General features: G+C 73.1%; 17 protein-coding genes. 8 read left to right on the top strand and 9 right to left on the bottom strand.

Translation table 11 applies throughout. The features are described from left to right. Positions 1-13 precede the first annotated feature (13 nt). The 3 genes from ACWC91_RS34330 to hemL form a co-directional block, all read right to left on the bottom strand. On the bottom strand, positions 14-1,312 hold the full coding sequence (locus ACWC91_RS34330) for a polysaccharide deacetylase family protein (RefSeq protein ID WP_225078113.1): 1,299 nt from the start codon (positions 1,310-1,312) through the stop codon (positions 14-16). Positions 1,313-1,483: 171 nt separating this feature from the next. Beyond that, complete coding sequence (locus ACWC91_RS34325) at positions 1,484-2,185, bottom strand: histidine phosphatase family protein (protein WP_225078114.1); 702 nt, start codon at positions 2,183-2,185, stop codon at positions 1,484-1,486. Further along, on the bottom strand, positions 2,182-3,498 hold the full coding sequence (gene hemL / locus ACWC91_RS34320) for a glutamate-1-semialdehyde 2,1-aminomutase (protein WP_450644977.1): 1,317 nt from the start codon (positions 3,496-3,498) through the stop codon (positions 2,182-2,184). Before hemL ends, ACWC91_RS34325 begins: the two co-directional genes overlap by 4 nt. Positions 3,499-3,838: 340 nt before the next feature. Between hemL and ACWC91_RS34315 the strand changes: the two genes are divergently transcribed. Continuing rightward, positions 3,839-4,477, top strand: a complete 639-nt coding sequence (locus tag ACWC91_RS34315; protein ID WP_225078116.1) for a hypothetical protein — start codon at positions 3,839-3,841, stop codon at positions 4,475-4,477. A 298-nt stretch (positions 4,478-4,775) separates the two neighbouring features. Here ACWC91_RS34315 and ACWC91_RS34310 read toward each other — a convergent pair whose 3' ends face one another. Together ACWC91_RS34310 and ACWC91_RS34305 are read right to left on the bottom strand one after the other, a co-directional pair. Continuing rightward, positions 4,776-6,590, bottom strand: a complete 1,815-nt coding sequence (locus tag ACWC91_RS34310) for a DEAD/DEAH box helicase (RefSeq protein WP_225078117.1) — start codon at positions 6,588-6,590, stop codon at positions 4,776-4,778. A gap of 91 nt (positions 6,591-6,681) precedes the next feature. Then, positions 6,682-6,885 (bottom strand): cold-shock protein, encoded by a 204-nt coding sequence (locus ACWC91_RS34305; RefSeq protein WP_023544341.1) that lies wholly within the window; start codon positions 6,883-6,885, stop codon positions 6,682-6,684. Between the two features lie 392 nt (positions 6,886-7,277). Here ACWC91_RS34305 and ACWC91_RS34300 point away from each other — a divergent pair, with 392 nt between their 5' ends. The 4 genes from ACWC91_RS34300 to fxsT all read left to right on the top strand — a co-directional run bounded on the left by ACWC91_RS34300 (position 7,278) and on the right by fxsT (position 16,125). Then, entirely contained in the window at positions 7,278-8,288 is a 1,011-nt protein-coding gene (locus tag ACWC91_RS34300; RefSeq protein WP_376504728.1) for an effector-associated domain 2-containing protein, read from the top strand. After that, positions 8,285-9,934: a VMAP-C domain-containing protein gene (locus tag ACWC91_RS34295; RefSeq protein WP_450643948.1), complete on the top strand. Its 1,650-nt coding sequence runs from the start codon at positions 8,285-8,287 to the stop codon at positions 9,932-9,934. Before ACWC91_RS34300 ends, ACWC91_RS34295 begins: the two co-directional genes overlap by 4 nt. A gap of 105 nt (positions 9,935-10,039) precedes the next feature. Further along, positions 10,040-11,203 (top strand): AAA family ATPase, encoded by a 1,164-nt coding sequence (locus ACWC91_RS34290; RefSeq protein ID WP_225078120.1) that lies wholly within the window; start codon positions 10,040-10,042, stop codon positions 11,201-11,203. Next, positions 11,200-16,125, top strand: a complete 4,926-nt coding sequence (gene fxsT, locus ACWC91_RS34285) for an FxSxx-COOH system tetratricopeptide repeat protein (protein ID WP_450643947.1) — start codon at positions 11,200-11,202, stop codon at positions 16,123-16,125. The genes ACWC91_RS34290 and fxsT overlap by 4 nt, the downstream gene beginning before the upstream one ends. A gap of 99 nt (positions 16,126-16,224) precedes the next feature. Here fxsT and ACWC91_RS34280 read toward each other — a convergent pair whose 3' ends face one another. Beyond that, positions 16,225-18,129: an HEXXH motif domain-containing protein gene (locus tag ACWC91_RS34280; protein ID WP_225078122.1), complete on the bottom strand. Its 1,905-nt coding sequence runs from the start codon at positions 18,127-18,129 to the stop codon at positions 16,225-16,227. Further along, the gene (locus ACWC91_RS34275) at positions 18,126-18,338 is read right to left on the bottom strand and encodes a hypothetical protein (protein ID WP_225078123.1); all 213 of its coding nucleotides are present in this window, start codon (positions 18,336-18,338) and stop codon (positions 18,126-18,128) included. The genes ACWC91_RS34280 and ACWC91_RS34275 overlap by 4 nt, the downstream gene beginning before the upstream one ends. A gap of 145 nt (positions 18,339-18,483) precedes the next feature. Here ACWC91_RS34275 and ACWC91_RS34270 point away from each other — a divergent pair, with 145 nt between their 5' ends. The 3 genes from ACWC91_RS34270 to ACWC91_RS34260 all read left to right on the top strand — a co-directional run bounded on the left by ACWC91_RS34270 (position 18,484) and on the right by ACWC91_RS34260 (position 21,247). Then, on the top strand, positions 18,484-18,816 hold the full coding sequence (locus ACWC91_RS34270; protein WP_225078124.1) for a CU044_2847 family protein: 333 nt from the start codon (positions 18,484-18,486) through the stop codon (positions 18,814-18,816). A gap of 74 nt (positions 18,817-18,890) precedes the next feature. Continuing rightward, complete coding sequence (locus ACWC91_RS34265) at positions 18,891-19,217, top strand: hypothetical protein (protein WP_225078125.1); 327 nt, start codon at positions 18,891-18,893, stop codon at positions 19,215-19,217. Positions 19,218-19,435: 218 nt separating this feature from the next. Then, on the top strand, positions 19,436-21,247 hold the full coding sequence (locus ACWC91_RS34260) for a phosphatidylglycerol lysyltransferase domain-containing protein (RefSeq protein WP_450726177.1): 1,812 nt from the start codon (positions 19,436-19,438) through the stop codon (positions 21,245-21,247). Between the two features lie 44 nt (positions 21,248-21,291). Here ACWC91_RS34260 and ACWC91_RS34255 read toward each other — a convergent pair whose 3' ends face one another. Further along, complete coding sequence (locus tag ACWC91_RS34255) at positions 21,292-22,776, bottom strand: sensor histidine kinase (protein WP_376504713.1); 1,485 nt, start codon at positions 22,774-22,776, stop codon at positions 21,292-21,294. After that, a complete protein-coding gene (locus tag ACWC91_RS34250; RefSeq protein WP_263638281.1) occupies positions 22,777-23,493 on the bottom strand; it encodes a response regulator transcription factor in 717 nt (238 codons plus the stop codon). Between the last annotated feature and the right edge of the window lie 164 nt (positions 23,494-23,657).

Here is a 23,657-nt window from a genome sequence, read left to right as displayed (position 1 = left end):
GGAAAAGTGCATTTCAGGCCGCCTTCGAGGGGCCGTCCGCGCTCGGCGCGCCGGCGCCTGCGGCGTCCCCGAGGAACTCCTTCCAGCCACCGGCCGGCCGCTGCCCGACGTCGAGGGTGCGCAGCTTGGCCAGCACTTCCGGCTTCTGCACGTCCATCCAGTCGACGAACTGCCGGAAGGAGACCATGCGCACGTCGGCGCCCTTCTCCTTCTCCCGCGCGATGTGCTTGAAGGCCTCCTCGACGGAGTCCATGTAGATGCCGCCGTTCCACTGTTCGAAGTGGTTGCCTATGAAGTAAGGCGCCCGGTTTGTCTCGTATGCCCGCCTGAAGCCCTGGATGTAGGCCTGCGTGGACTGCCTGCGCCAGCCAGGGTGGTTGTGGGCGGGAGCGTTGGTGGAGTTGACGGACTGGTTCGCGAGCATGTTGTAGTCCATCGAGAGGACCTCGAACCGGCGTCCGGGGAACGGTATCTGCTGCAACGGCAGGTCCCAGATGCCCAGCCGCTTGTCCGGCCAGACCTGGCGGCCGCCGGGCGAGGAGGCGTCGTAGCGCCAGCCGAGCTCGCGCGCGGTGGGCAGCAGCTGGTTCTGGCCGAGCAGGCAGGGGGTGCGGCCGCCGACGAGTTCCTTGTCGTAGTCGAAGGGCAGGGCGGGCAGATCGGTCCAGCCGGTGTTGGTCCGCCACTCCTTCACGAACGCCTTGGCCTGGTCGATCTCGCTGCGCCACTGCTTGGGCGTCCAGCCCCCGACCGAGCCGTGGCCGGAGCAGAAGTGGCCGTTGAAGTGGGTGCCGATCTCGTGGCCCTCGAGCCAGGCGCGGCGGACGTTGGTGAGCGTGGCCTTGACGTGGTCGTCGGTCAGATAGCCGATGTCGGAGGCGCCGCGCGGATTGTTCGGCGGGTCGTACAGACGCTTCTTCGACTCCGGCAGCAGGTAGAGCCCGGACAGGAAGAAGGTCATGTGGGCCTCGTGCTGCCTGGCCAGGTCCAGGAAGCGCGGGAACAGCCCGTTGCCCACTTCGCCGGCCCCGTCCCAGGAGAAGACGACGAACTGCGGCGGGGTCTCGCCCGGCTCCAGCGGGACCGGCGCGGCCGGCTGGTGCGGCTGCTTGCCGGTGAACGAGGTCGAGCCGTCGCCGATGAGGCGCGCGGGGGCTGTCGTACGCGCACGCGGGCTGGGCGTGCGCGCGCTGGGGGAAGCTCCGGTGCGGCCCGGGTCCGAGGACTTGACGCTGCCGCAGCCCGTGAGCCCGACGGCGGCCGCGGCCCCCGCGCCGAGTCCGAGTAGTCCCCTTCGGGAGAAGGTGCGCATGAGATCCCCGATTCGTCACTGCCGCTGGTGGTCACTCACTCAGAGGCGGCGACGAACACGGGGGTTCCGCGAGCCGATATGAATTCCACAACAAACACAAAGGACGGGAAGGGCACGGGCGGGGACCACAGGGTCCCCGCCCGTGCCCTTCCCGTCCTTACGCGCGCTTCTTCACGCGCCGAACGCCTTGCCCTGCCCCTTCACCGGCTTGGCGCCCGCGAGGAGATGGGCCGGCACCAGATCGCGGGCCGGCTCGGTGTAGCCGACGGAGACGATCCGGTCGCCCCGGTAGGTGAACGTCGTCAGCGAGGCGAGCGTGCACTGCCGCTTGCGCGGGTCGTGCCACAGCCGGCGCCGCTCGACGTAGGAGCGCACGATCCAGATCGGCAGCTGGTGGCTGACGAGTACCGCCTCGTGTCCGCGCGCCTTGTCCTTCGCCGCGTTCAGCGCGCCCATCATGCGCACCACCTGGTCGATGTACGGCTCGCCCCAGGACGGCTTGAACGGGTTGACCACGTGCTTCCAGTTGGCGGGCCGGCGCAGCGCGCCGTCGCCCACGCCGAAGGTCTTGCCCTGGAAGACGTTGGCCGCCTCGATCAGCCGCTCGTCGGTGGCGAGGTCGAGTCCGTGCGCCTTCGCTATCGGCGTCGCCGTCTCCTGCGCCCGCTCCAGCGGGGAGGCGACGACGTAGGTGATGTCGCGGGGGGCGAGGTGCTCGGCGACCCGCTCGGCCATCTTCCGCCCGAGCTCGGACAGGTGGTAGCCGGGCAGCCGCCCGTACAGGATCCCGTCCGGGTTCTCGACCTCGCCGTGCCGCATGAGGTGGACGACGGTGATGTCGTCCCGGCCGTTCTTCTCGGGGGCGTCGCTCATGCCGTCGCCTCCGCCACCGCACGGGCCGCCGCCGGAAGGGCGTCGGCGATCCGCTGGAGTGCCGTCTCGTCGTGCGCGGTGGAGACGAACCAGGACTCGAAGGACGAGGGCGGCAGGTAGACGCCGTTCGCCAGCATCGCGTGGAAGAACGCGGTGAAGCGGTACGACTCCTGCGCCTTGGCGTCCTCGTAGTCGCGCACCGGGCGGTCCGTGAAGAACACGGAGAACATGTTGGAGGCGTTCTGCAGGGTGTGCGCCACACCCTCCTTGGTCAGCGCCTCGGAGACCATGGCCTGGATCTGCTGCGAGACGGAGTCGACCTTGGTGTACGCCGCGTCGTCGAGCAGGCGCAGCTGGGCGAGCCCGGCGGCGGTGGCGATGGGGTTCCCGGAGAGGGTGCCGGCCTGGTAGACGGGCCCGGCGGGGGCGAGGTGCGCCATGACGTCGGCGCGCCCGCCGAACGCGGCGGCCGGGAATCCGCCGCCCATCACCTTGCCGAAGGTCATCAGGTCGGGCTCGACCCCGTCGACGCCGAACCACCCGGCCCGGCTGGTGCGGAAGCCCGTCATGACCTCGTCGGAGATGTACAGGGCGCCGTTCTCGCCGCAGAGGTCCTTGAGTCCCTGGTTGAACCCGGGCAGCGGCGGCACCACGCCCATGTTGCCCGGCGAGGCCTCGGTGATCACACAGGCGATCTCGCCCGGGTGCGCGGCGAAGGCGGCGCGCACGGCGTCGAGGTCGTTGTACGGCAGCACGATCGTGTCGCCGGCCTGGGCGCCGGTGACGCCGGGGGTGTCGGGAAGGGCGAAGGTGGCGACCCCCGACCCGGCCGCGGCGAGGAGGGAGTCGACGTGCCCGTGGTAGCACCCGGCGAACTTGATCACCTTGGACCGCCGGGTGAACCCGCGGGCGAGCCGGATCGCGGACATGGTGGCCTCGGTCCCGCTGGAGACCAGCCGCACCCGCTCCAGCGGGCCGACCCGGTTCACCATCTCCTCGGCGAGGGCGACCTCGCCCTCACCGGGCGTCCCGAAGGACGTGCCGTGCGCGACCGCCTCCTGCACGGCGGCGATCACCTCGGGGTGCGCGTGCCCGAGGATCATCGGACCCCAGGAGCACACGAGGTCGACGTACTCCCGCCCGTCGGCGTCCTTCAGGTAGGGTCCGCTGCCGGAGACCATGAACCGGGGCGTGCCGCCCACGGCGCGGAAGGCGCGCACCGGCGAGTTCACGCCGCCGGGCGTGACGGCCGCCGCACGGTCGAACAGCGCCTGCGAGACAGGGGCTTCGTAGGGATATGGCAGTTCGCTCATGACCTGCGACTTCTCCGACTTCTCGGGGGTTCTCCGAATACGGTGGGCAGTGACCTGTTCAGGGTAGGCCAGTGACGGCGGCGGACCCGGGGCGGAGCGGCCGGGTCCGGCCGGATCCGACTGCGCCGAGCGGCGGATTCGAGGATTCGGAGCGGCCCATCTGCGAAACTGGGCTCCGCGTACGTATGAACAAGCGAAGGGTCGTGTCGGGGACCGCCCGATCCCGTGGTCAGAAGTTTCGGCGCACGTTTCGGCGGGCGGCCGCGGGGGAGGTCACTGACACGATGATCGGGTTGCGCGGCGGGGGCCACGCGTCCTAGAAAAGCAGTCGGGTGGAGATATGCATCGCGGTGGCGGACTGGGCGAGGGGACTGACGGCCTGGGTCCTCGACGTGCCCGGCGGGGAAGGCACCGGCGCGACGCTGAGGAAGCGAGCGAAGCCCGCCAGGCACGGGATGTACCGAGTGAGTCCGAGCGGACCGACCGGCGAGGCGAGGGCCGGGCCGAGCTGCTGGGAGCAGGGAGCAGGAATGGTGGTCGGGTGGGGGTGACGTACAAGTACTTCGGCGCGCCCGACGGCGCGACGGCGGCCCGCGTCCCGATCTCGATGCGCCCCGAGGAACTCGGCGGCGACGAGCTCGGCATGGGCGGCATGTTCACCAAGATCAAGCCGGAGACGATGGCCGCCATGGTGCTGACCGGCATCGAGGGCGTGCCCCTGCACAAGGTGCCGCCGCTCGAACTGGTCGTCCTGCACCCCGACTACGCGGTCGTGAAGCTCCCGACGACCGCGGTCGACCCCCTGCGCGACATCGGCGAGGAAGCGGTCGGCGCGGCCGCCTTCATCTGGTCCACGGTCCCGGACCGCGGCGGTCCGCGGGACGCGTTCAACGTGTACCAGCTGCTGCACGAGTGGCAGGACTTCTCGCACCGCTTGCACGAGGCGGGGCATCAGCCGTATTGCCTGGTGTGGCCCTGAGCCGGGGTTTCGCAGGGCTCGGGCGCACGCGTCCGGAGGGTACGCATGCGATCGGCGCGCGCAGCCGCGACCGGTCGCCCGGTTCGGACGCGGCCGCGAACGTCGTCCCTCATGCCGTACCAGGTACTCCGCACTAGTGCCGTGGCAGGCAAAGTTTGCCCGTCAAGGAGCGGCGTCCGGTGCGTGCTCCCGGTGTGCCGGCCGGAAGTCCTCGTACTGGATGTACTTGGGCTTTCGGGCGGTGCGGCGAGAGTGCGTGCCGGGCGTCGCGACGGGGCGAACGTTGCCTGTCGGGGCACTAGGTGGCGGAGCCACGGCGGTCGGAACCACGGCCGCCCGCGCCGGAAGAGCCACGACCGCCCGTGCTGGAGGAGCCGCGTGTGGCTCCTCCGGACGCCGGGCGGCGGCCCGGGACACGGGCCGACTTGCCGGAGGCGGCGCCGGTCGCGGACCGGCGGTCGGAACCGCGGCCGCCCGTGCCGGCACCGGCAGCACCGCCCTTGGCCCCGCCGGATCCCGACCGGCCGGCGGCACCGGTCCCGCCTGCTCCCGCCCGGCTCACCGCACCGGCCGCACCTGATCCCGACCGGCGGGCGGAACCGCGGCCGCCGGAGGCGGAGGTGCCGGCAGCCGTACCGGCGGCTGCCGTCCCGGCGGGGGCACGGCGGTTGCGGGCGCCCGGGTCGGTGGCGGCGCCGGTCGCCGGGCCGGTTCCGCCGCTGTTGCGGCGTCGGCGGCCGGAGCGCCGGCCGGGCTCGGTGCCGGTCTTGCGGGCCGGGCGGGACGCCGTCGGTGGCGTGGGCTGGGGTACCTCGATGGTGACGGCCACGCCGGAGGGCTCGCGGGCCCCGGTGAGGGTGGCGAGTTCCTCGTCGTCCGACTTGACGCTCGCCGTCCGGGGACGGATGCCCGCGTCCGACATGAGCCGGGTGACGTCCCGCCTCTGGTCGGGCAGGACCAGCGTGACCACGCTGCCGGAGCCGCCGGCGCGAGCCGTGCGGCCGCCCCGGTGGAGGTAGTCCTTGTGGTCGGTGGGGGGATCGACGTTCACCACGAGGTCGAGGTCGTCGACGTGTATGCCCCGGGCCGCGACGTTCGTCGCCACCAACGCGGTGACCTGGCCGTTCTTGAACTGTTCCAGGGTGCGGTTGCGCTGCGGCTGCGAGCGGCCCCCGTGCAGCGCCGCCGCGCGGACACCGACGGCGAGGAGACGCTTGGCGAGCCGGTCGGCGGACCTCTTGGTGTCGAGGAAGAGGATGACGCGGCCGTCACGCGCCGCGATGCGCGTGGTGACCGCCTTCTTGTCGGTCTCGTCCTGGACGTGGAGCACGTGGTGCTCCATGGTGGTCACCGCTCCCGCGGACGGGTCCACGGAGTGCACCACCGGGTCGGTCAGGAACCGCTGCACCAGGCGGTCGATGTTGCGGTCCAGGGTGGCCGAGAAGAGCATGCGCTGTCCGTCGGGCCGCACCTGCTGGATCACCTTGGTGATCTGCGGCAGGAAGCCCATGTCGGTCATCTGGTCGGCTTCGTCCAGCACCGTGATGCGTACGCCGTCGAGCACGCAGTCCCCGCGTTCCACGAGGTCGTTGAGCCTGCCGGGGGTCGCCACGAGTACCTCGGCGCCGCGCCGGAGCGCACCGGCCTGCTTGGTGATGGACAGCCCGCCGACCACGGTGGCCAGCCGGAGGTTCACCGCCGTCGCGTACGGGGTCAGCGCGTCCGCCACCTGCTGGGCGAGTTCACGGGTGGGCACCAGCACGAGGGCGAGGGGCGCCTTGGGCTCCGCGCGCAGTCCGGCCGTGCGGGCCAGGAGCGCCAGCCCGAACGCGAGGGTCTTGCCGGAGCCGGTGCGACCCCGTCCCAGCAGGTCACGACCGGCAAGGGAGTTGGGGAGCGTGGCGGCCTGGATGGGGAAGGGCGCGGTCACGCCCTGCGCGGTGAGGGTGTTCAGCAGCCCCGCGGGCATGTCCAGACCGGCGAAGTCCTCGACGGGGGGAAGAGCGGGCGTCGTACTTTCCGGCAGCCGGAATTCCCTCGGCGACGACGGCGACGAGGACGACGGGCGGGACGAGGCGCGCCGGTTGTTCGGCTTCTGGGGTCTGCGTGACATGCGGTGGGTGGTCTGCCTTCCTCGAAACAGCACAAACCGGGGTCCGCACCATGTCGGTGCCGACCCCGGTGAGCAGATACGCGCCCGGCGATCAGGCGGGGACGATGTTCTCCGCCTGCGGGCCCTTCTGGCCCTGCGTGACGTCGAAGGAGACCCGCTGGCCCTCCTGGAGCTCACGGAAGCCCTGGGTCGCGATGTTCGAGTAGTGGGCGAAGACGTCCGGGCCGCCGCCGTCCTGCTGAATGAAGCCGAAACCCTTTTCGGCGTTGAACCACTTCACGGTTCCCTGTGCCATGACTTTCTCCTTCTGTAGGCAGAGGCCCCATCCGGAGATGCCGGAAAACAAATAATGCGCCTGTAGGAGAAACATTCCCGTCAGGCGCACATAGGTTCATGGGTACCACAACTGCAACGCCAACACTTTAGCACAGTCCGGCGCGTCGGTGCCGGATCGGCAAGGCACGCCGAAGGGGTGCCGGGGTGTGGTGCGGGCAGGAGACGGTTGACGGGTCCGGGTGTGCGCCCCCTTGTGACGCCGCGCGCCCGCCCGTGAACCGATGATTCGCCCAAGGCACAACCGGTAAAGCTCCGGGATACGCATGACCCGTGTACCGGGCGCATGCGCTTCGTACGCTGGTTCACAGGTGGGCGCCGTCCGGTACGACGGCCGCACGCGGGGGAAGGGACGTGGCAGTGGTCAACGGGGAGATGACGGGCGCGTCGCCCTTGGGGCGGGTACGCGTTCTGTCGGCGCGCGGGTCCGTGCACGGGGCCGGGGTTCTGGTACGGCCGGGCACCGTGCTGACCTGCGCGCACGTGGTGACGTCGGCCCTCGGGGCGGCAGGCGGGCAGGCCGGGGGCGCGCCTCGGGGGTCCGTCGTCGTGGACGCTCCGGGGCGGCCGGACGTCGAGGCCGGTGAGGCCGCCGTCGTGCCGGACGGCTGGTTTCCCGGTCCGCTGGCCGGCGGGTCGGACGGGGATCTCGCCGTCCTGAGCACCGACTGGTCGCCGCCCGCCGACGTGCTTCCGGCGCGGCTCGGCCCGTGCGGGGAGCCCGACCGGCGAGAGGTCGGCGTGTACGGCCACCCGGCCGGGGCGCCCGACGGCCTGTGGTCCTCCGCCCGTCTGACCGGGCGTGGCGGGCCGCACCGGGACTGGGTCCAGCTGGAGGGACTCGGCACGACGGGCGTCCCGGTGGAACGCGGGTTCAGCGGAGCCGGCGTGTGGGATCCGGCGGCGCGGCGGGTCGTCGGCCTGGTCACCGCCGCCTACACCGACCGGCGGGCCAAGGTGGCCTGGATGCTCCCGCTGGAGTCGGCGGCCCGCCTGTGGCCGGCGCTCGCCCCGGCCCTCGTGCCGCCCCGGCCGCCCGCACCGCGGAGGTCCCCCGAACCGCCGTCCGACAGGAGCCAGTTCGCCCTGGCCGACGCCCTGCTGAACGTGCCTCAGGTCGAGGACGACGACGCGGCGGCGCTGCGCCGCCTGCTGCCGGCCCCCATCCGCCGCGCCGTCCGCACCAGCCCGCGCCCCCGGCTCCAGCTCTTCTACGTCGTCCAGGCCTGCGCCGACCACCGCGACGGCAGGCAGGCCCTGATCGACGCCCTGCGGCTGCTGGACGACGACTCGGCGCCCGCGGGGGCCGTGCTGGAACTCATCGACGAACTGTGGCCCACCACCGCGGGGGGCGAGGCTCCGTGACGCTCACCAAGGGGGCCTGGGGGCCGCCCAAAGTGCTGCTCGACGCGCTGGACGCCGTCCCGTGCTTCGAGGAGTCCGGACTGCTGCAGGAGTGCGCCCGCCAGGTGGGCCGCGCGCTGGGGGTCACGATCGCCCTGCCCGACAGCAGCCGGCGGCGGTTCTCGCTGCTGGTCCTGCTCAGGGAGGTGATGCCGTATCCGGACGGCATCCAGGTTCTGGGCAGCGTGGTCTCGACGCTGGAGGGCGAGACCCGGCACATGGGCCGGGTGCGCACCGCCATCGCGCTCGCGGAGGTGCCGCTCTTCCCGCCGCAGAGCTGGGAACGGCTGATGTCGCTGCTCGGCGGTCTGGAGGTGCTGGACGTCCCGGGCGTCTTCCGGGAGGCCCTCGGGCGCCCGGATCCGCTGCCGGTCCACTGCGCGGAGCCGTGGTCGGCGGTGCTGCACGCGGCGACGTTCAACGCCCGCCCCGGCGAACCGCTGCCCTGCGTCCTGCTGGTCGAGCACCTCGCGCACTACGCCAAGGGCCAACAGCAGCAGGACCTGTTCGAGTGGGTGGAGGAGCACCTGATCCGCCCCGACATGTATCCCGGTGCGCCGGCCGCGCACCCGGTCGGGGCCGGCACGCAGACCACGGCCGCCTCCCCCGCCCCGGCCAGGGCGAGTGCCGCCGCGGTGCCCGTCGCCGCCCGGGTCGGCGGCGATCTGCCGGCCTCCGGCGCGGGCAGCGCCCCCGTGGCCACGCACGTGACCACCCGCCCCGCCGGCGTGCCGGCCGCCGCCTCCGTCCCGCTGCCGGAGGACGACGCCGCGGACGCCGTCTGGGCGCCCGGCGCCTGCCTGCTGGTCCGGCTGCGCCCCCTGCCCGACCCCGATCACAGCGGGGAGCGGCTCCTGTCGTACTGGTGGCAGATCGACGGACCGGAGCCGTACCCGGTGCGCGGCGGGGACGTGCGCGTCGATCTGGCCGATCTGCCCGAGCGGGTGAAGACGCTGGTGGAGGAGGCGGAGACGGGCTGGGCCTACTTCTGGAAGGAGGACCTGACCCTGGAGTTCCTGCTGCCCAGGGACCTGCTGGACCTGCCGGTCGAGAGATGGGCGAAACAGGGCTTCCACGGCGCGGACGGCGCCCTGGGAGAGGACCACCCGGTGGTACTGCGCAGCCTCGAAAGGATGGAACGCGCGGACACGCATGGACGCTGGGCCAAACGCTGGGACGCCCTGGTGACCGCCTGCGGAGGGCCCGTCCACTGGTTCCCCGACGAGGGCCGCGCCCATCTGCTCACCGAGCCGCAGCCGGTGATGGTGGTCCTCAGCGAACCGCCCGGGGGCGGCGGCGACGGGGGCCCCGGGGTCGATGAGCTGGGTGAGTCCCTGCGGGCGGGTGTGCCGATCGTCGTCTGGGACCGGCGCGGGGGAGTCGATCCAGCCTTTCGGGACGAATTGCGGGAACTCTCCTCCCGCAAGGGCATACACCGACTACCCGACGCTCTCAGGTCGTTGCGCATAGAGGCCGGGGGCGAGGATCCTGCTGGGGGCGGCTCCTCTACGCTCGGTCGCCACGCAGCTTTGCTCTGGGACGACCCGTACCGCCTACCGAGCGGTCGGTCAGACGCGGCGGATTCATCCGCGCAGGGGGGAGGGTAGGACGAGATGCTTCCCGAGGACGGCGCATCCGGGGGGACGCGTCCGAACGGCGACCGGGTGGCGGGGGGTTCACCGCGGCCGCACGCGAACGGCACCGCGGGCTCCATGCCCGACGGTGCGGTGCGGGGCGCCGCCGACCAGCGGTGGTGGATCTACCGCGGTACGGGTCAGCCCCTGTACGACACAAGCCTCGACGAACTCCTGCCGCCCCCGCCGCCCTGGCGCCGGTTCACCGGCGGTCCCGTGGTCGACCCGCCCCCGGCGGACGACGAGGAGATCGAGCGCCGGCTGGGCCGCGTCTCGGCGTTATCCACGGGTTCCGACCAGCTCAGGCGCGAGGCCGACATGGTCAACGCGGCCCTGCTGCTGCGCCGGCCGCTGCTCGTCACCGGCCGTCCCGGCACGGGGAAGTCGTCCCTCGCCTACCGCATCAGCCGGGAGCTGAAGCTGGGCCGCGTACTGCGCTGGCACATCACCAGCCGCACCACGCTGCGCTCCGGGCTCTACGAGTACGACGCGATCGGCCGGGTCCAGGACTCGGCGGCGTTACGCGCCGCGCACCGGCCGTACGACACGGACGGCGCGACCGCCGCGGACGGCGCGGGCCACGGCGCTGCGCAGGGCCGCACGCCGGGCGAGGAAGGCCTTCCCGGGATCGGCGACTACCTCCAACTCGGCCCGCTCGGAACGGCGTTGCTCCCCTACGAGCTGCCCCGGGTGCTCTTGATCGACGAGTTGGACAAGAGCGACCAGGATCTGGCCAACGACCTGCTCGGCGTCTTCGAGGAAGGCCAGTACCCCGTCACCGAACTGGTCCGGGCCCGGCGCCTGCACCCCAGGGTGACGGTGATGACCGACGATCCGCACCGCAGCGCCGAGATCGCCGACGGCGTCGTCAAGTGCCGGGCGTTCCCGATCGTGGTGATCACCTCCAACGGCGAGCGCGAGTTCCCGCCCGCCTTCCTCCGCCGCTGTCTGCGGCTCCGGATGCCGGACCCGGACCGTTCGCAGCTGGTCGACATGATCACGGCCCATCTGAGGGAGGCGGCGCAGGGGTCGGCGAACTCCGCCCGGGCGGGCGAGCTGGTCGACCGGTTCCTGCGCAACAGCCGGGAGCGGGGCGGTCTCGCCGTCGACCAGCTGCTCAACGCCGTGTTCCTGGCCACCTCGGGCCGTTTCCCCGGCGAGGACGAGGAGTCGCTGGAACACCTCGTGGACGCGCTGTGGCACCGGCTCGACGGAGCGGGGGCGGAAACGAGGGCCGGATGACGGCGTCCCCCGGAACCCCCGCCCCACCCGACCGGCCGGAGGGGGGAAGCCGGGCTGCCCTGGACCGCGAGCTGCCGACCTGGACGGAACTGGCCGACGCGTTGTACCTGGCGGCCTGTCAGGACGCGGCCGTACCGCTCTTCGACGTGCCCGGCCGCGAGGCGCGGGAGCGCGGCGAGCGGTCCCGCCGGGAGAACCGTCCCAGCGAACGGCCGCCCCCGTGGGACCGCCACGGCTCCCCCGGGCCCGTCGCCTCCCGCCCGCCCGGGGACCCCGGCGGCGACCCGGCCGCGGGATCCGCCACGCCCGAGGACCGGGACGGCACGCCCCCGGACCCCGAGGGCGGCACGGGCGACCGTCACCCGGCCGGCGAGACCCCGGCTCCGGGCGACTCCCGCACCCCTGACGACGACTCCCGCACCGCCGACCACGATTCCCGCCCGCCCGGCGACGATTCCCGCCCGCCCGAGGCGCAGGACGACGGCCACGGCCTCGGGTCCGACGACGAACTGCTCCTGCTGGAAGAGGGGCTGACCACCCTGACGGACGCGGCCCGCCCGCTCTTCGCCGCGCTCCCCGCGGCGAGGCCGGCCGGTCCGCGGACCCGCCCCGCACCGCACTCGGACGAGTGGCCCACCGAGCAGGCCGGCTGGCCCGCGTCCCCCCGGCTGGCCGACTCCCTGGCCCTGGGCCGATCGCTGCGCCCGCTGCGCCTGTTCCTCGCCTCGCCCCACGAGCTGGAGCTGGACGAGGAGGCGACCGCCGAGCAGGCGGCGCTGGCCGGGGTGTGGACGCCGGTGTGCCGGCCGGTCCCGGAGCGGCGGCTGGACCTGCTGCTGCTGGTGGACGACAGTCCCTCGATGGCCCTGTGGTCGCACACGGCACGGCAGATCGCCGAGCTGATGGAGCAGACGGCGGCCTTCCGCACCGTACGGCGGGTCCGCTGGGACCCGGACGGCGGCGACGCGGCGACGGCGGGCCTCACGGCGGCCGGACTCCACTCCGGCGACCGGCAGTTGGTGCTGGCGGTCACCGACGGCGGCCACAGCGCCTGGCGCACCGGCCGGGCGGCCGCGCTGCTGAACCGGCTGGGCCGGCACTCCCCCGTCGCCGTACTGAGCCTGCTGCCCCAGCACCTGTGGGACCTGACGCTGCCCACGGTCACCAGGACCCGGCTGCGGGCACCCGCCCCCGCCGCGCCCAACCGCTCCTACGAAGCGGAGTGGAAGCACCCGCACGCGGACCCGCTGGGCCCCGAGCCGGAGTTCGCACCGCACCCCGGCCTGGGGACCGCGATCCCGGTGCCGGTCGTCGAGCTGCGGCCGGCGTCGCTGGCCCGCTGGGCCCGGCTGGTGGCCGCGGCGGGCAGCGGCGAATGGCACGGGCTGGCCGCGCTGTGGACCGCGCCGGACCGGGACCTGCGCTCGGAGGTGATCGGCCCGGTCCCCGAGCGGCTCGCCACCATCGTGGCGGAGCCCGCGCACCCCGGACATCAGCGGACGGCGCCGCACCGCACGGACCCGCCCCGGCCCACGGAACCGCGGCGTGCCGGCGCGACCGCGGACGAGTCGCCCGCGGTCCGGCGGGCCAGGCGGGCCGCCACCACGGTGCGCCGGTTCCGCGCCACCGCCTCCCCGGCCGCGTACGCCCTCGCCCAGCGCCTGGCCGCGGCCCCCCTCAACCTCCCAGTGATGCGGCTGCTCCAACAGGCCCAGCCCGGCGCGAGATTCTGGAACCTGGCCGAAATCGTGCTGCTGGGCCTGGTGCGCCGCACCGACGACACCGCGGACGTCGAGGACCCCCACCGGGTGTCCTTCGACTTCGCGGAAGGTGTACGGGAGGAACTGCTCGCCCTCGGCAGCCGGGCCGGGACGATCCGGGCGCTGGACGAGGTCCGGCGCCATCTCGGACCGGTGCTGGAGGAAGTGTGGGGGGACGGCGCGAGCGCGCTGGTCGCCCCGGAGGGGGATCCGGCGGACCCCCCGATGACGGAGCAGACCCGCCCGTTCGTCAACCACCTGTACACGGCGCTGTGCGCGGTGTCCGGGCCCTACCTCGCTCGCGCCAACCACCTGGGCCGGCTGCTCCAGCGCACGGCCGTCCCCCACCAGGCCGGAAAGGCCGCCGCCGGCACAGCGCCCGCATCAGGGCACAAGCGGCCATCAGGGTATTCATCCGTAGAAATGCGATCAGAATTGAACATTGCGCCCACCGACGCGCTACATTACGGGCCGCGAACGCCTCAAGCCCCGCAACCGAACGCCCCGCAACCGGCGGGGAATTCACCCGCGGAACCGTCGTCCGCACCCGTTCCGCCCACCCAGCCCAGCTCCTCCCCCACCCCCTCCCCCGCGCCCGCGTCCGCGCCCGCGCGTCCACGACAAGGAGGCATCGCCGTGACTGCCGGTCTGCCCGTTGCCACGGGCCCGCGAAGCCCGCACGACCCGCCCCGCATCTGGGGGAACGTACCGCAGCGGAACCGGAACTTCACGGGGCGCGAGACGCTGCTCGAACGGCTCCAGGAACGGCTGAGCAGCGGTGTCACCGCGGTCCTGCCGGAGGCCCTGCACGGCATGGGCGGTGTCGGCAAGTCGCAGATCGCCATCGAGTACGTCTACCGGCACAGCCGGGACTACCGGCTCATCTGGTGGATCCCGTCCGAGCAGGAGAACCAGATCGTCCAGTCGCTGATCGAACTGGGCGAGCAGATGGGCCTCCAGGCGGGTTCCGAGATGAGCGCGGTGCCCGCGGTGCTCGACGCCCTGCGCCGGGGCGAGCCGTACCGCGACTGGCTGCTGGTGTTCGACAACGCGGAGAACCCCAAGGAGGCGCGCAAGTACTTCCCCAGCGACGGGCCCGGACGCATCGTCGTGACCTCGCGGAACTTCCAGTGGTCCACCGACGCCAGCTCGCTGGAGGTCGACGTGTTCGCACGCGACGAGAGCGTCGCCCTGCTGCGCCGCCGCAGCACCCAGCTGCCCGACGACGCCGTGGACCACCTCGCCGCCGCCCTCGGCGACCTGCCGCTCGCGGTGGAACAGGCCGCGGTGTGGCTGGCCGAGACCGGTATGCCGGTGCAGCAGTACCTCGAGGTCTACGAGCGCAACTTCACCGAGCTGATGCAGTCGGAGCCGCCCGGCGACTACCCGCTGTCGGTGGCGGCCGCCTGGAACGTCTCCCTCGGCCGGCTGCGCGAGACCCGCCCCGACGCCCTCCAGCTCCTCCAGGTCTGCGCCTTCTTCGCTCCCGAGCCCATCGAGTGGGACCTGTTCTCCGCGGTGCGCGGCGTCTCCGTCCCGCAGGAACTCCAGGCCGCCCTGGACGACCCGGTCAAACTGGGCCGGGCGGTCCGCGAGATCGGCCGGTACGCGCTGGCGCGGATCGACCACCGGCAGAACACGGTTCAGCTGCACCGACTGGTCCAGCGCGTGCTCGTCGAGCAGATGAACACGCAGGAGCGCGCGACGATGCGGCACGCGGCCCACCAGCTGCTGGCGCACGCCGACCCCAGGAACCCGCAGCGTGCCAGCTACTGGCCGCGTTACTCCGCTCTCCTCACCCACGTGCGGGCGTCCAACGCCGTGGAGTGCGAGGAGCCGTGGACCCGCCGCCTGGTCCTGAACGAGGTGTGGTTCCTGCGCGCCCGCGGCGACCACGCGGCGGCCCTCGAACTGGGCGAGCGAGCCGCGCGGATCTGGCGCGGAACCCTGGGCGAGGACCACGAGGAGGTCCTCGCCATCGACCAGCAGATCGCCGAGGCCCTGCGGGAGCAGGGCACCCATCTGCGGCGGGCGTACGAGTTGCAGGCCGGGCTGGTGGAGCGGTACCGCACGGCCCTCGGCGAGTCGCACGAAAACACGCTGCAGGCGCAGAGCTTCATGGCCATCCACCACCGCAATCGCGGAAACTTCAACGAGGCGCGGGAAATGGACCAGCGCGTCTTCGAGGCCAGTCTGCGGGAGTTCGGCGCGGACGACCCGGCCACCCTCCTCGCCGCCCACAACTACGCGGTGAGCCTGCGCCTGGCCGGCGACTCGGAAGCGGCCCGGAAACTCGACTACGACACCTGGCAGCGCCGGATCGAGGCCCTGGGCGAGGACCACATGTACACCTTGTCCACCCGCGAGATTCATCTGCTCGACCTCCAGGAGGTCGGCCGGTACGAGGATGCGCTGGAGGGTTACGAGCTGCTGGCGGCGGAGATCACCGAGAAGCTGGGCGAGCGGCACCCCTTCACCGCGCAGGTGAACCGCCACCTCTGTGTGACCCGCCGCAAGAAGGGCGATCACGAGGGTGCCTACGCGCTGTCCCGCCAGTACCTCGAACTGCTCGCCGAGATGCCCGGCACCGACAGCCGCCCCTACCTGCTGGCCGCGGCCAGCCACGCCAACGACCTCCGGCAGATCGGCAAGCTGCAGGAGGCGCGTGCGCTGAGCGAGCAGGTGCTGGAGAAACACCGCAGCAGGTACGGCCGGGAGCACCCGCACAGCTACGCCTGCGCCATGAACCTCGCGGTCACCCTCAGGCTGCTCCAGCAGCCCGAGGCCGCGCTGGAACTGGACGACGAGGCGGTGGAGGGCCTGACCCGTGTGCTCGGCGCAGAGCACCCCCGGACGCTGCTGGCCCGGATGAACCTGGCCAGCGACCACTTTGCCCTGGGGCGTCCCGAGGAGGCGCACGCCCTGGACGAGGCCGTGGTGGAGGCGTCGGCGCGGCTGCGCGTGAGCCACCCGGCGAACCTGGCCATGGAACTCAACCTGAGCTACGACCTGAAGGCGCTGCGGCGGACGGAGGAGAGCGAGCGGCTGTACGCGCGGGCCCTGGAGCGGTACCGCACAGTCCTGGGCCCCTCCCACCCCGCGACGCTCGACGCCGAGAAGGGCCTCAGGGCCAACGCCGACATCGACCTGCTGCTGCTCTAGGTGCATTCGGCCGGGAGGTTGGTGACACGCCTCCCGGCCGAGTACATCCGGACCACCGCGGTGCAGGCGGCCGTCGCGGAGGTCGTCCTGCCGCGGCCGTCATCCGCTGTCCGCGGCGAGCGCCGCCCCGGCGGGGGCCGGCCGGGCCGGGCCCGGATCCGCCGCGGCGAGCCATGCGGCGAGTTCGTCGGCGGACACGGCGCTCCCGGCGGCAGCAACGGCCCGGTGGGCGCCGACCACCACCTCGGGCCGGCTCAGCAGCAGGGCCGCCCCCGGCGTGCCGGCGTGCTCGGGGAGCGCCAGGGCGGCTCCGATCCACGCCTCGGCGTCGTGCGGAATCCGCGCGGTCCACTCCGCGTAGCCGAGCGCGGCCGCGCCGGTGTCGCCTGCGATCACCGCGTACTCGGCCCGGCGCTCCGGGTCAGCGTGCTTCTCCTCCCGCCGACGCCGGCGCGCGAACAGTTCCGGCGCCGACAGGCGGTACCGGACCAGCGGTCCGAACATGTCGAGTCGGATCAGGTCGTGCCGCGGCCGCAGGACCGGTGCCGGAAGCCCGGGCGCCTGCCGCCCGGCCGCCCAGGCTGCGGCCAGCCGCTGGGCCGCGGGCCGGGGGATTTCCAGGTGCCGGGCCCGCCACACGGCACGTCGGAGCGCGCAGTAGTGCCGGGCCAGTTCCCCCGGCCGGACCGGCACCTCGTCCTCCCGCCAGCGGCCGGCGATCGCCGCCATCCCGTCCACGACGATCCGCCCCGCCTCGGTCAGCGGGACGTCGTCCCTCAGTCCGGCGAGCGCCTCCCGCACCTGCTCCCTCAGCACGGCGAACTCGAAGGCGGCACGTTCCGCCTCGGTCCCGCTCACATGGGCCCGGTGGGTGCGCCAGAACCGGGCAACCCCGAAGAACGCGAACACCCCGTGCAGCAGGCCGAGCAGCGGCCGGGGGTCGCTGCGCCACGGCGCGTAGTAGAGCCGGTCCGCCCCGTCGCGTACCAGGGGCACCAGGCTGAGCAGGGCGTTGAGCTGCTGGTGCCGGGACTCGTGGACCAGCACCGAAGCGGTCTGGGTCGCGTCGTACGGCAGCGACAGGGTGACCGCGCCGAAGGCGTCCAGCGAGGAGGCGCTGGCCACCAGTCCGCCCCGCGCCGTCTGGAACGACCGCGGCACCAGCATGCGGACCAGCGCCCGCAGCGCGACCGCGTCCCGCGGGCACTCCTCGTCCAGCAGGGCGTAGGCGTCGGCGAGCCGGCTCTCCCACAGCCGTAAGCGGCGCTCACCGGATCTGCCCGGCGACCTCGGGTACCGCGTGAAGTCCCGGTACGGCGTCACCGTGTCCAGCCACGGCGTGGCGGCGGCCCCGCCGGCGACATCACCGGCCTCCCGGCCGGGCACCACCCGTAGCGGACGCCACCCCGGCAGCGGCTCGGTCAGGGTGCCGGGCAGCCGCACTCGCGTGAGTTCCCCGGACACGACGACGCCCCGGCCCTCCACCCGCACCTCCGCCTCGGACCACCGGCGGCGGGACACCGGTCCCGCCACGCCCGCGCCGGGCAACCAGACCATGCCGCGGTGGGCGGGCACCCGCAGTACGGCGGGCACCCCGGCGCGGGCGGCCGCGGCCGCGGCCAGCGCCTGGAACTGACCGAGATCGGCCCACAGTGGAGCCGAGGACGGTGGCGCGGCATCCGTGGCGCGGATCCGCCGCAGCAGACGCAGGGCCCAGGCCATGACGGTCGGATCGCCGAGCACGGTCTCGACCGCGCCGGGGTCCTGTCGCTGCGCCGCGCACAGCAGTTCCCAGGCCGCCCGCGCCGACGGAACGTCCCCGGGGTGCCGGGCGCGCGAGGCCGCCATGTCGGCACGATCCAGCAACACCCGGAGGATCAGCAGTAGTTGGCTACGCTGCGCGGAACACAGCAGGTTCAGGTCCGCGTGGTTCGCGTCGCCCGCCGCTATTGCCCTGAGCGACTCCTCGGAGATCCGCAGGGCGTCCAGCGGCGCAGCGGTCACTGCCGCCACGGATCCGGCCGGCGCCCGCGGAGGAATTTCATCTCCTCGCTGTTGGACTCTCCCGCGATTCCGAAGGCCAGGCTCGCCCGGTACTCCGCCCTGCTCAACGCGCTTCGCAGCGCCGGATCGCCACGGGAATGCAGCTCCGCCAAAGAGATCCCGGACAGATCGACGAGGTCGGAACAGAAGTCCTTCGCAGACTCTGCCATACCGTGGTTCCCCCTGACGTGGTGGTTTGGCGGCTCGGGGTGCGCTTCCATGGTGGCTGCAATGGCCCGCCAGTGGAAGACGGCCGCAGGTCATACAGCGTGGGGCCGTGCGCGGGGCCGGACGAGGCATCAGGAGGGGGCGGACATGACGCGGTTGCTGCGGTTCCCGGCACCGGACGGTGACGGTTTCCTGGTCGTGGAGGTGGCGGAGGACGAACCGGGCGTGGTCGAGGTCTCCCGCGCGGGCGACGCGGTGGCCGACGCCACGGCGTCGTTCGAGGAGGGCGTCGACCGGATCCGGAACGCGGCCGCGGCCGCGCTGCGACGGCTGCGGGACATGCCGAGCCCGCCCAGCGAGGTCGGCCTGGAGTTCGGGGTGCGGTTCAACGCCGAGCTGGGCGCGGTCATCGCCAAGTCGGAGGCGGAGGCGCATCTGAAGGTGACGATGACGTGGCGCTCGGACACGGCCGGTGACTGAACCGGTTTCCCTCCGGCAGCGGCCCTACGTACTGTAGGGGGTCGGCTCGCCATTCAACCACCGACGGGGGACCCATGCAGGAGGCACGTGGTACGGGGCGGCCCGGTGCTTCGCCCGGGGAGGACGCGCAGGGCGGGCTCGGTCCGACCGTCGTCCTGCTCGTCGTCAGCCTCACCGTCGCCGCTGTCGGGGTCTATCTGCTGTGCGGCTTCGGGCTGCACAGCCTCAACCCGCGGCCGCGGCTGTTCCGGGCCGGTTTCGCCACCGCCGGGGTGATCGTCGCCACGGTGGCGGCCGGCGCGGCGGTGGGCAACCTGGCCTGGCTGCTGACGGCGTCCCGCAGACGCGCGGCCGCTCCCGCCGAGGGCCGGCGCGCGCCCGCCTCGCTTCCCACCGAGTAGGCCCCGGGCCCGCCCCGTCCCGCCCCGAGCATTCGTTCCCTTTCCTTACCTTTTCCGGACGCTCGGCGGACAAGGGTCCGACGTATCCCCGTTAACCTACAGACCGTAGGGTCGGCGCCATCGGCCGTACGAGCGCCCGCCCTCCGGCTGTCCCTTTCGTTCCCGCCGGTTCCGTCCCCGCCGGCTTCCCCGGCCCGCTCCGAGGTGACGTGTCACCCATGCCCGCACAGCAGTCGCTCCTCGTCCCCGCCCAGCGTGACGCCGGCGCCTCCCCGTCTTCCCCGCCGGGCCTGCGGCTACGGGCGCGGGCCGCGGCGGCCACCGTCTGGTACCTGCGGCTGCTCGCGGTGCTCAACATCGTCGCCGTGCTCTCCCTGCCGTTCCGCGAGGAGGTCCACGAACACAACGGCGGTGAGTTCTTCACGCCGTACCTGGCCACCGCCGGCCTGGTCTCGGCGGTGCTCGCGCTGTTCCTGGCCGTGGTGATGCGGCGCCGCAAACGGGCGGCCTGGGTGTTCAACCTGCTGCTCGCCGGGCCCCTGTTCGCGCTCTACGTCCTCGCGCTGACCCAGGACCGGTACCAGGACCACGTCTTCAACTGGGTGTCCGCCGCGCTCACCGGTCTCTTCGTGGCCGCGCTGCTGATCGGCAGGCGCGAGTTCCACGCCGTCGGCGACCGCTCCAACCCGAGGCTCGCCCTCGCCGTCGGCGCCTGCGGCATCCTGGTCAGCGCGGGCCTCGGCACCTGGCTGGTGGACGCCACCAACAGGGCGCACGGCGGCGCCTCCCTGACCGAGCGGATCGGCTACGTCCTGCTGCGCGGCGTCAGCGTCGGCCCGCTCGCCGACCGCGTCCCGGCCGTGCACGCGCCCCACTGGGTCGACATCACCATCAACCTCTCGATGGCGGCGACGTCCCTCCTCGTCCTGTACGCCTGCTTCCGCTCCCCCCGCGGCCGTGCCCTGCTCGGCGAGGAGGACGAGAAGCGGCTGCGCGCGCTGCTCGGCGGACACGGTGAGCGGGACTCCCTCGGTTACTTCGCGCTCCGCCGCGACAAGGCCGCGATCTTCTCCCCCACCGGCAAGGCCGCCGTCACCTACCGCGTCGTCGGCGGGGTCAGCCTCGCCTCCGGCGACCCCATCGGCGACCCGGAGGCATGGCCCGGCGCCATCGACGCCTGGCTGGCCGAGGCCCGTCGGCACGCCTGGACGCCCGCCGTGATGGGCGCGAGCGAGGAGGCCGGCACGGTCTACGCCCGGCACGGCCTGGACGCCCTCGAACTGGGCGACGAGGCCGTCGTCGACGTCGCCGACTTCGGGCTGGAGGGGCGTGCCATGCGCGTCGTACGGCAGGCCCACAACCGGGTCCGCAGGGCCGGCTACACCGTGTGCGTCCGCCGGCACGAGGACATCCCCGACGAGGAGATGGAGCTGCTCGTCGAGCGCGCCGACGGCTGGCGCGACGGCGCCACCGAGCGCGGCTTCTCCATGGCGCTGGGACGGCTGGGCGATCCGGCCGACGGCCGCTGCGTGATGCTGGAGTGCCGGGACGCCGACGGTGTGCCGCGGGCGCTGCTGAGCTTCGTCCCGTGGGGCGAGCACGGGCTGTCGCTGGACCTGATGCGCCGCGACCGCGACGGCGAGAACGGCCTGATGGAGTTCATGGTGGTCGAACTTCTGCTGCGCGCTGAGGAGTTCGGGGTGCGGCGGGTGTCGCTGAACTTCGCCATGTTCCGCTCGGTCTTCGAACGCGGGGCGCGGCTGGGCGCCGGGCCGGTGCTGCGGCTGTGGCGCTCGGTCCTCACCTTCTTCTCCCGCTGGTGGCAGATCGAGTCGCTGTACCGGGCCAACGCCAAGTACCGGCCGGTCTGGGAGCCCCGCTTCCTGCTGTTCGCCAAGAGCAGCGACATCCCGCGCATCGGGATCGCCAGCGCCCGCGCCGAGGGCTTCCTGACCGCGCCCGCCCTGCCGTCCCTCGCCCGCCGCAAGGAGTCCCGGCCGGCCGGGGAGTACACCGACACGTCCTCCTAGAGGGCGGGTTCCGTCGCCGTCCCGGCCCGGGGCGGTGTCCCCTCTCAGGTGCCGCGGCCCGGGTCCCGGCCCGGACCGCGGGATCCGGTCACCGTTCCGCCCGTGTCGTGGTGGCCCCGTTCCGCGCCCGCGGTGAACCCGATCACCGATCCGCCGCCCTCGCGGCGGAAGGCGAACGGCGCGCCGCCGTGGGCCAGGGCCACCTCGCGGACGATGGACAGGCCAAGGCCGGAACCGGGCAGGGAGCGGGCGTCGGCGGCGCGGTAGAAGCGATCGAAGACGCGTATCAGGTCGCCCGCGGCGATACCGGGCCCGCGGTCGAGGACCTCGACGCGGACCATGCCCGGCCGGGCGGGCCCGGCGACGGCGATCTCGATCGGCGCCCTGCCGCCGCGGTCGAACTTGGTGGCGTTCTCCACGAGGTTGGAGATGGCCCGCTGGAGCATGCCCGGCCGGCCCTGGATCGTGGTGTCGCCGCTGGAGCGGACCACGATGTCGCGTCCGCTGCGCCGGCGCGCCAGTCCCGCGACGTCCTCGGCGATGTCGGCGACGTCGACCCGCTGCACGGGTTCGGAGTCGGACTGCCCGGCCGCGAGGTCGACCAGTTCGTTGACCAGGTCGGTCAGCTCGCGGGCCTCCTGGGTCAGGTCGGCGACGAGTTCCTCGCGGGTGGCGGGCGGCAGTTCGTCGATGCGGCGCAGCAGGGAGATGTTCGTGCGCAGGGAGGTCAGCGGTGTACGCAGTTCGTGGCCCGCGTCCTGGACCAGGCGGCGCTGGTCCTCCTCGGACTGGGCGAGCCGGCCCAGCATGCGGTCGAAGGAGCGGCCGAGGCGGCCCACCTCGTCGTAGCCGGTGACGGGCACCGCGACGCCGAGCCGCCGGGTGCGGGCGACGCCCTCGGCGGCGGAGGTGAGGATCACCAGCCGGCGCGTGATGCGGCGGGCCAGCCACCAGCCGCACAGGCCGGCGGCGATCACCACGGCGCCCATCAGGATCAGCGTGCGCTGCTGGAGCGCGCGCAGCAGGTCCTCGGTGTCGCTGAACTCCTGGGCGACCTGCACGGCGCCGTGGCCCTTGCCGAGGGCGACGGTCGCGATCCGGTAGACCTCGCCCTTGACGTGCACGTCCTTGTACTCGACGGCCTTGCCGGCCTTCGCGGCGGCGGCGACGCCCTTGTCCTCGGCGGTCACGGGCAGCGGCGGCGTGCCGTGGTCGACGATCTCGCCGTGCGCGCCGAGCACCTGCACGTTGGTGCGGTTGGGCCGGACCAGTTCGTGCCCGGGACGGGAGGAGGTGAAGTCCGCGGGCGTCAGCTGGTAGCGCCGCACCTCGTCCCGTACGTCCTGTACGACCTGGGTGAACACCGACTGCTGGTCCACCCGCACCAGCCGGGCGGCGGAGTTGTACGACAGGATGCCGACGAGGACGGTGACGGCGGCGGTCACCACGGCGAAGGACACCGCGAACGTGGTCCGCAGCGACGACAGCCGGGGCCGCGGTCTGTCCAGCAGCCGCGCGAGGCGGCCCACTCAGTCCTCCCGGAGCACGTAGCCCACGCCTCGGACGGTGTGGATCAGCTGCGGCGCGTTCGGCTCGTCGAGCTTGCGGCGCAGGTAGCCGACGTAGACGGCGAGGTTCTTGGAACCGGGGCCGAAGTCGTAGCCCCAGATCCGGTCGTAGATGGTGGAGTGGTCCAGCACGATCCCCGCGTTGCGGACGAGCAGTTCGAGGAGTTCGAACTCGGTGCGGGTCAGCTCCAGCTCGCGCGTGCCCCGCCACACCCGGCGGGCCTGGAGGTCCATGCGGATCCCGGCCGCCTCGATCTGCCGCTCGGGCACCTGCGGCTCCTTCGCCGGTACGTCCCCCGCGCCGCCCGCGCCGACGCCGACCGGGCTGGTGCGGCGCAGCAGGGCGCGCAGCCGGGCGAAGACCTCCTCGACGTCGAACGGCTTGACGACGTAGTCGTCGGCACCGGCGTCCAGGCCGGCGATCCGGTCGGCGGTCTCCACCAGGGCGGTGAGCATGAGGATCGGGGTGCGGTCGCCCTCGGCGCGCAGCACCCGGCAGACCTGGAGCCCGTCGATGCCCGGCATCATCACGTCGAGGACGAGGACGTCCGGCGGGCTCTTGTGGGCCTGGGCGAGTGCCTCGACGCCGTCGGCGACCGCCGTCACGTCGTAGCCCTCCAGTGTCAGGGCACGCTCCAGGGCGTGACGGATGGCACGGTCGTCTTCGGCGAGGAGCAGAGTCTGAGGCACCCGTCCAGTCTGCCAAGGCCGCAGGCCCGCGACCGAGACGAATGGGCCTACGATCACCCTTTTTACCCGCCTCTCACCGACTCGGAGGCAACGCGGCGGGTCGCCTACCGTCCTCTCACCATCGACGGCGGCGCCCGCCCTCCCGCGGCCCT

The organism is Streptomyces sp. NPDC001204, assembly GCF_053598035.1.
Note: the sequence above shows the minus strand (reverse complement) of the source record. Positions and strands in the feature narration are given on the sequence as shown.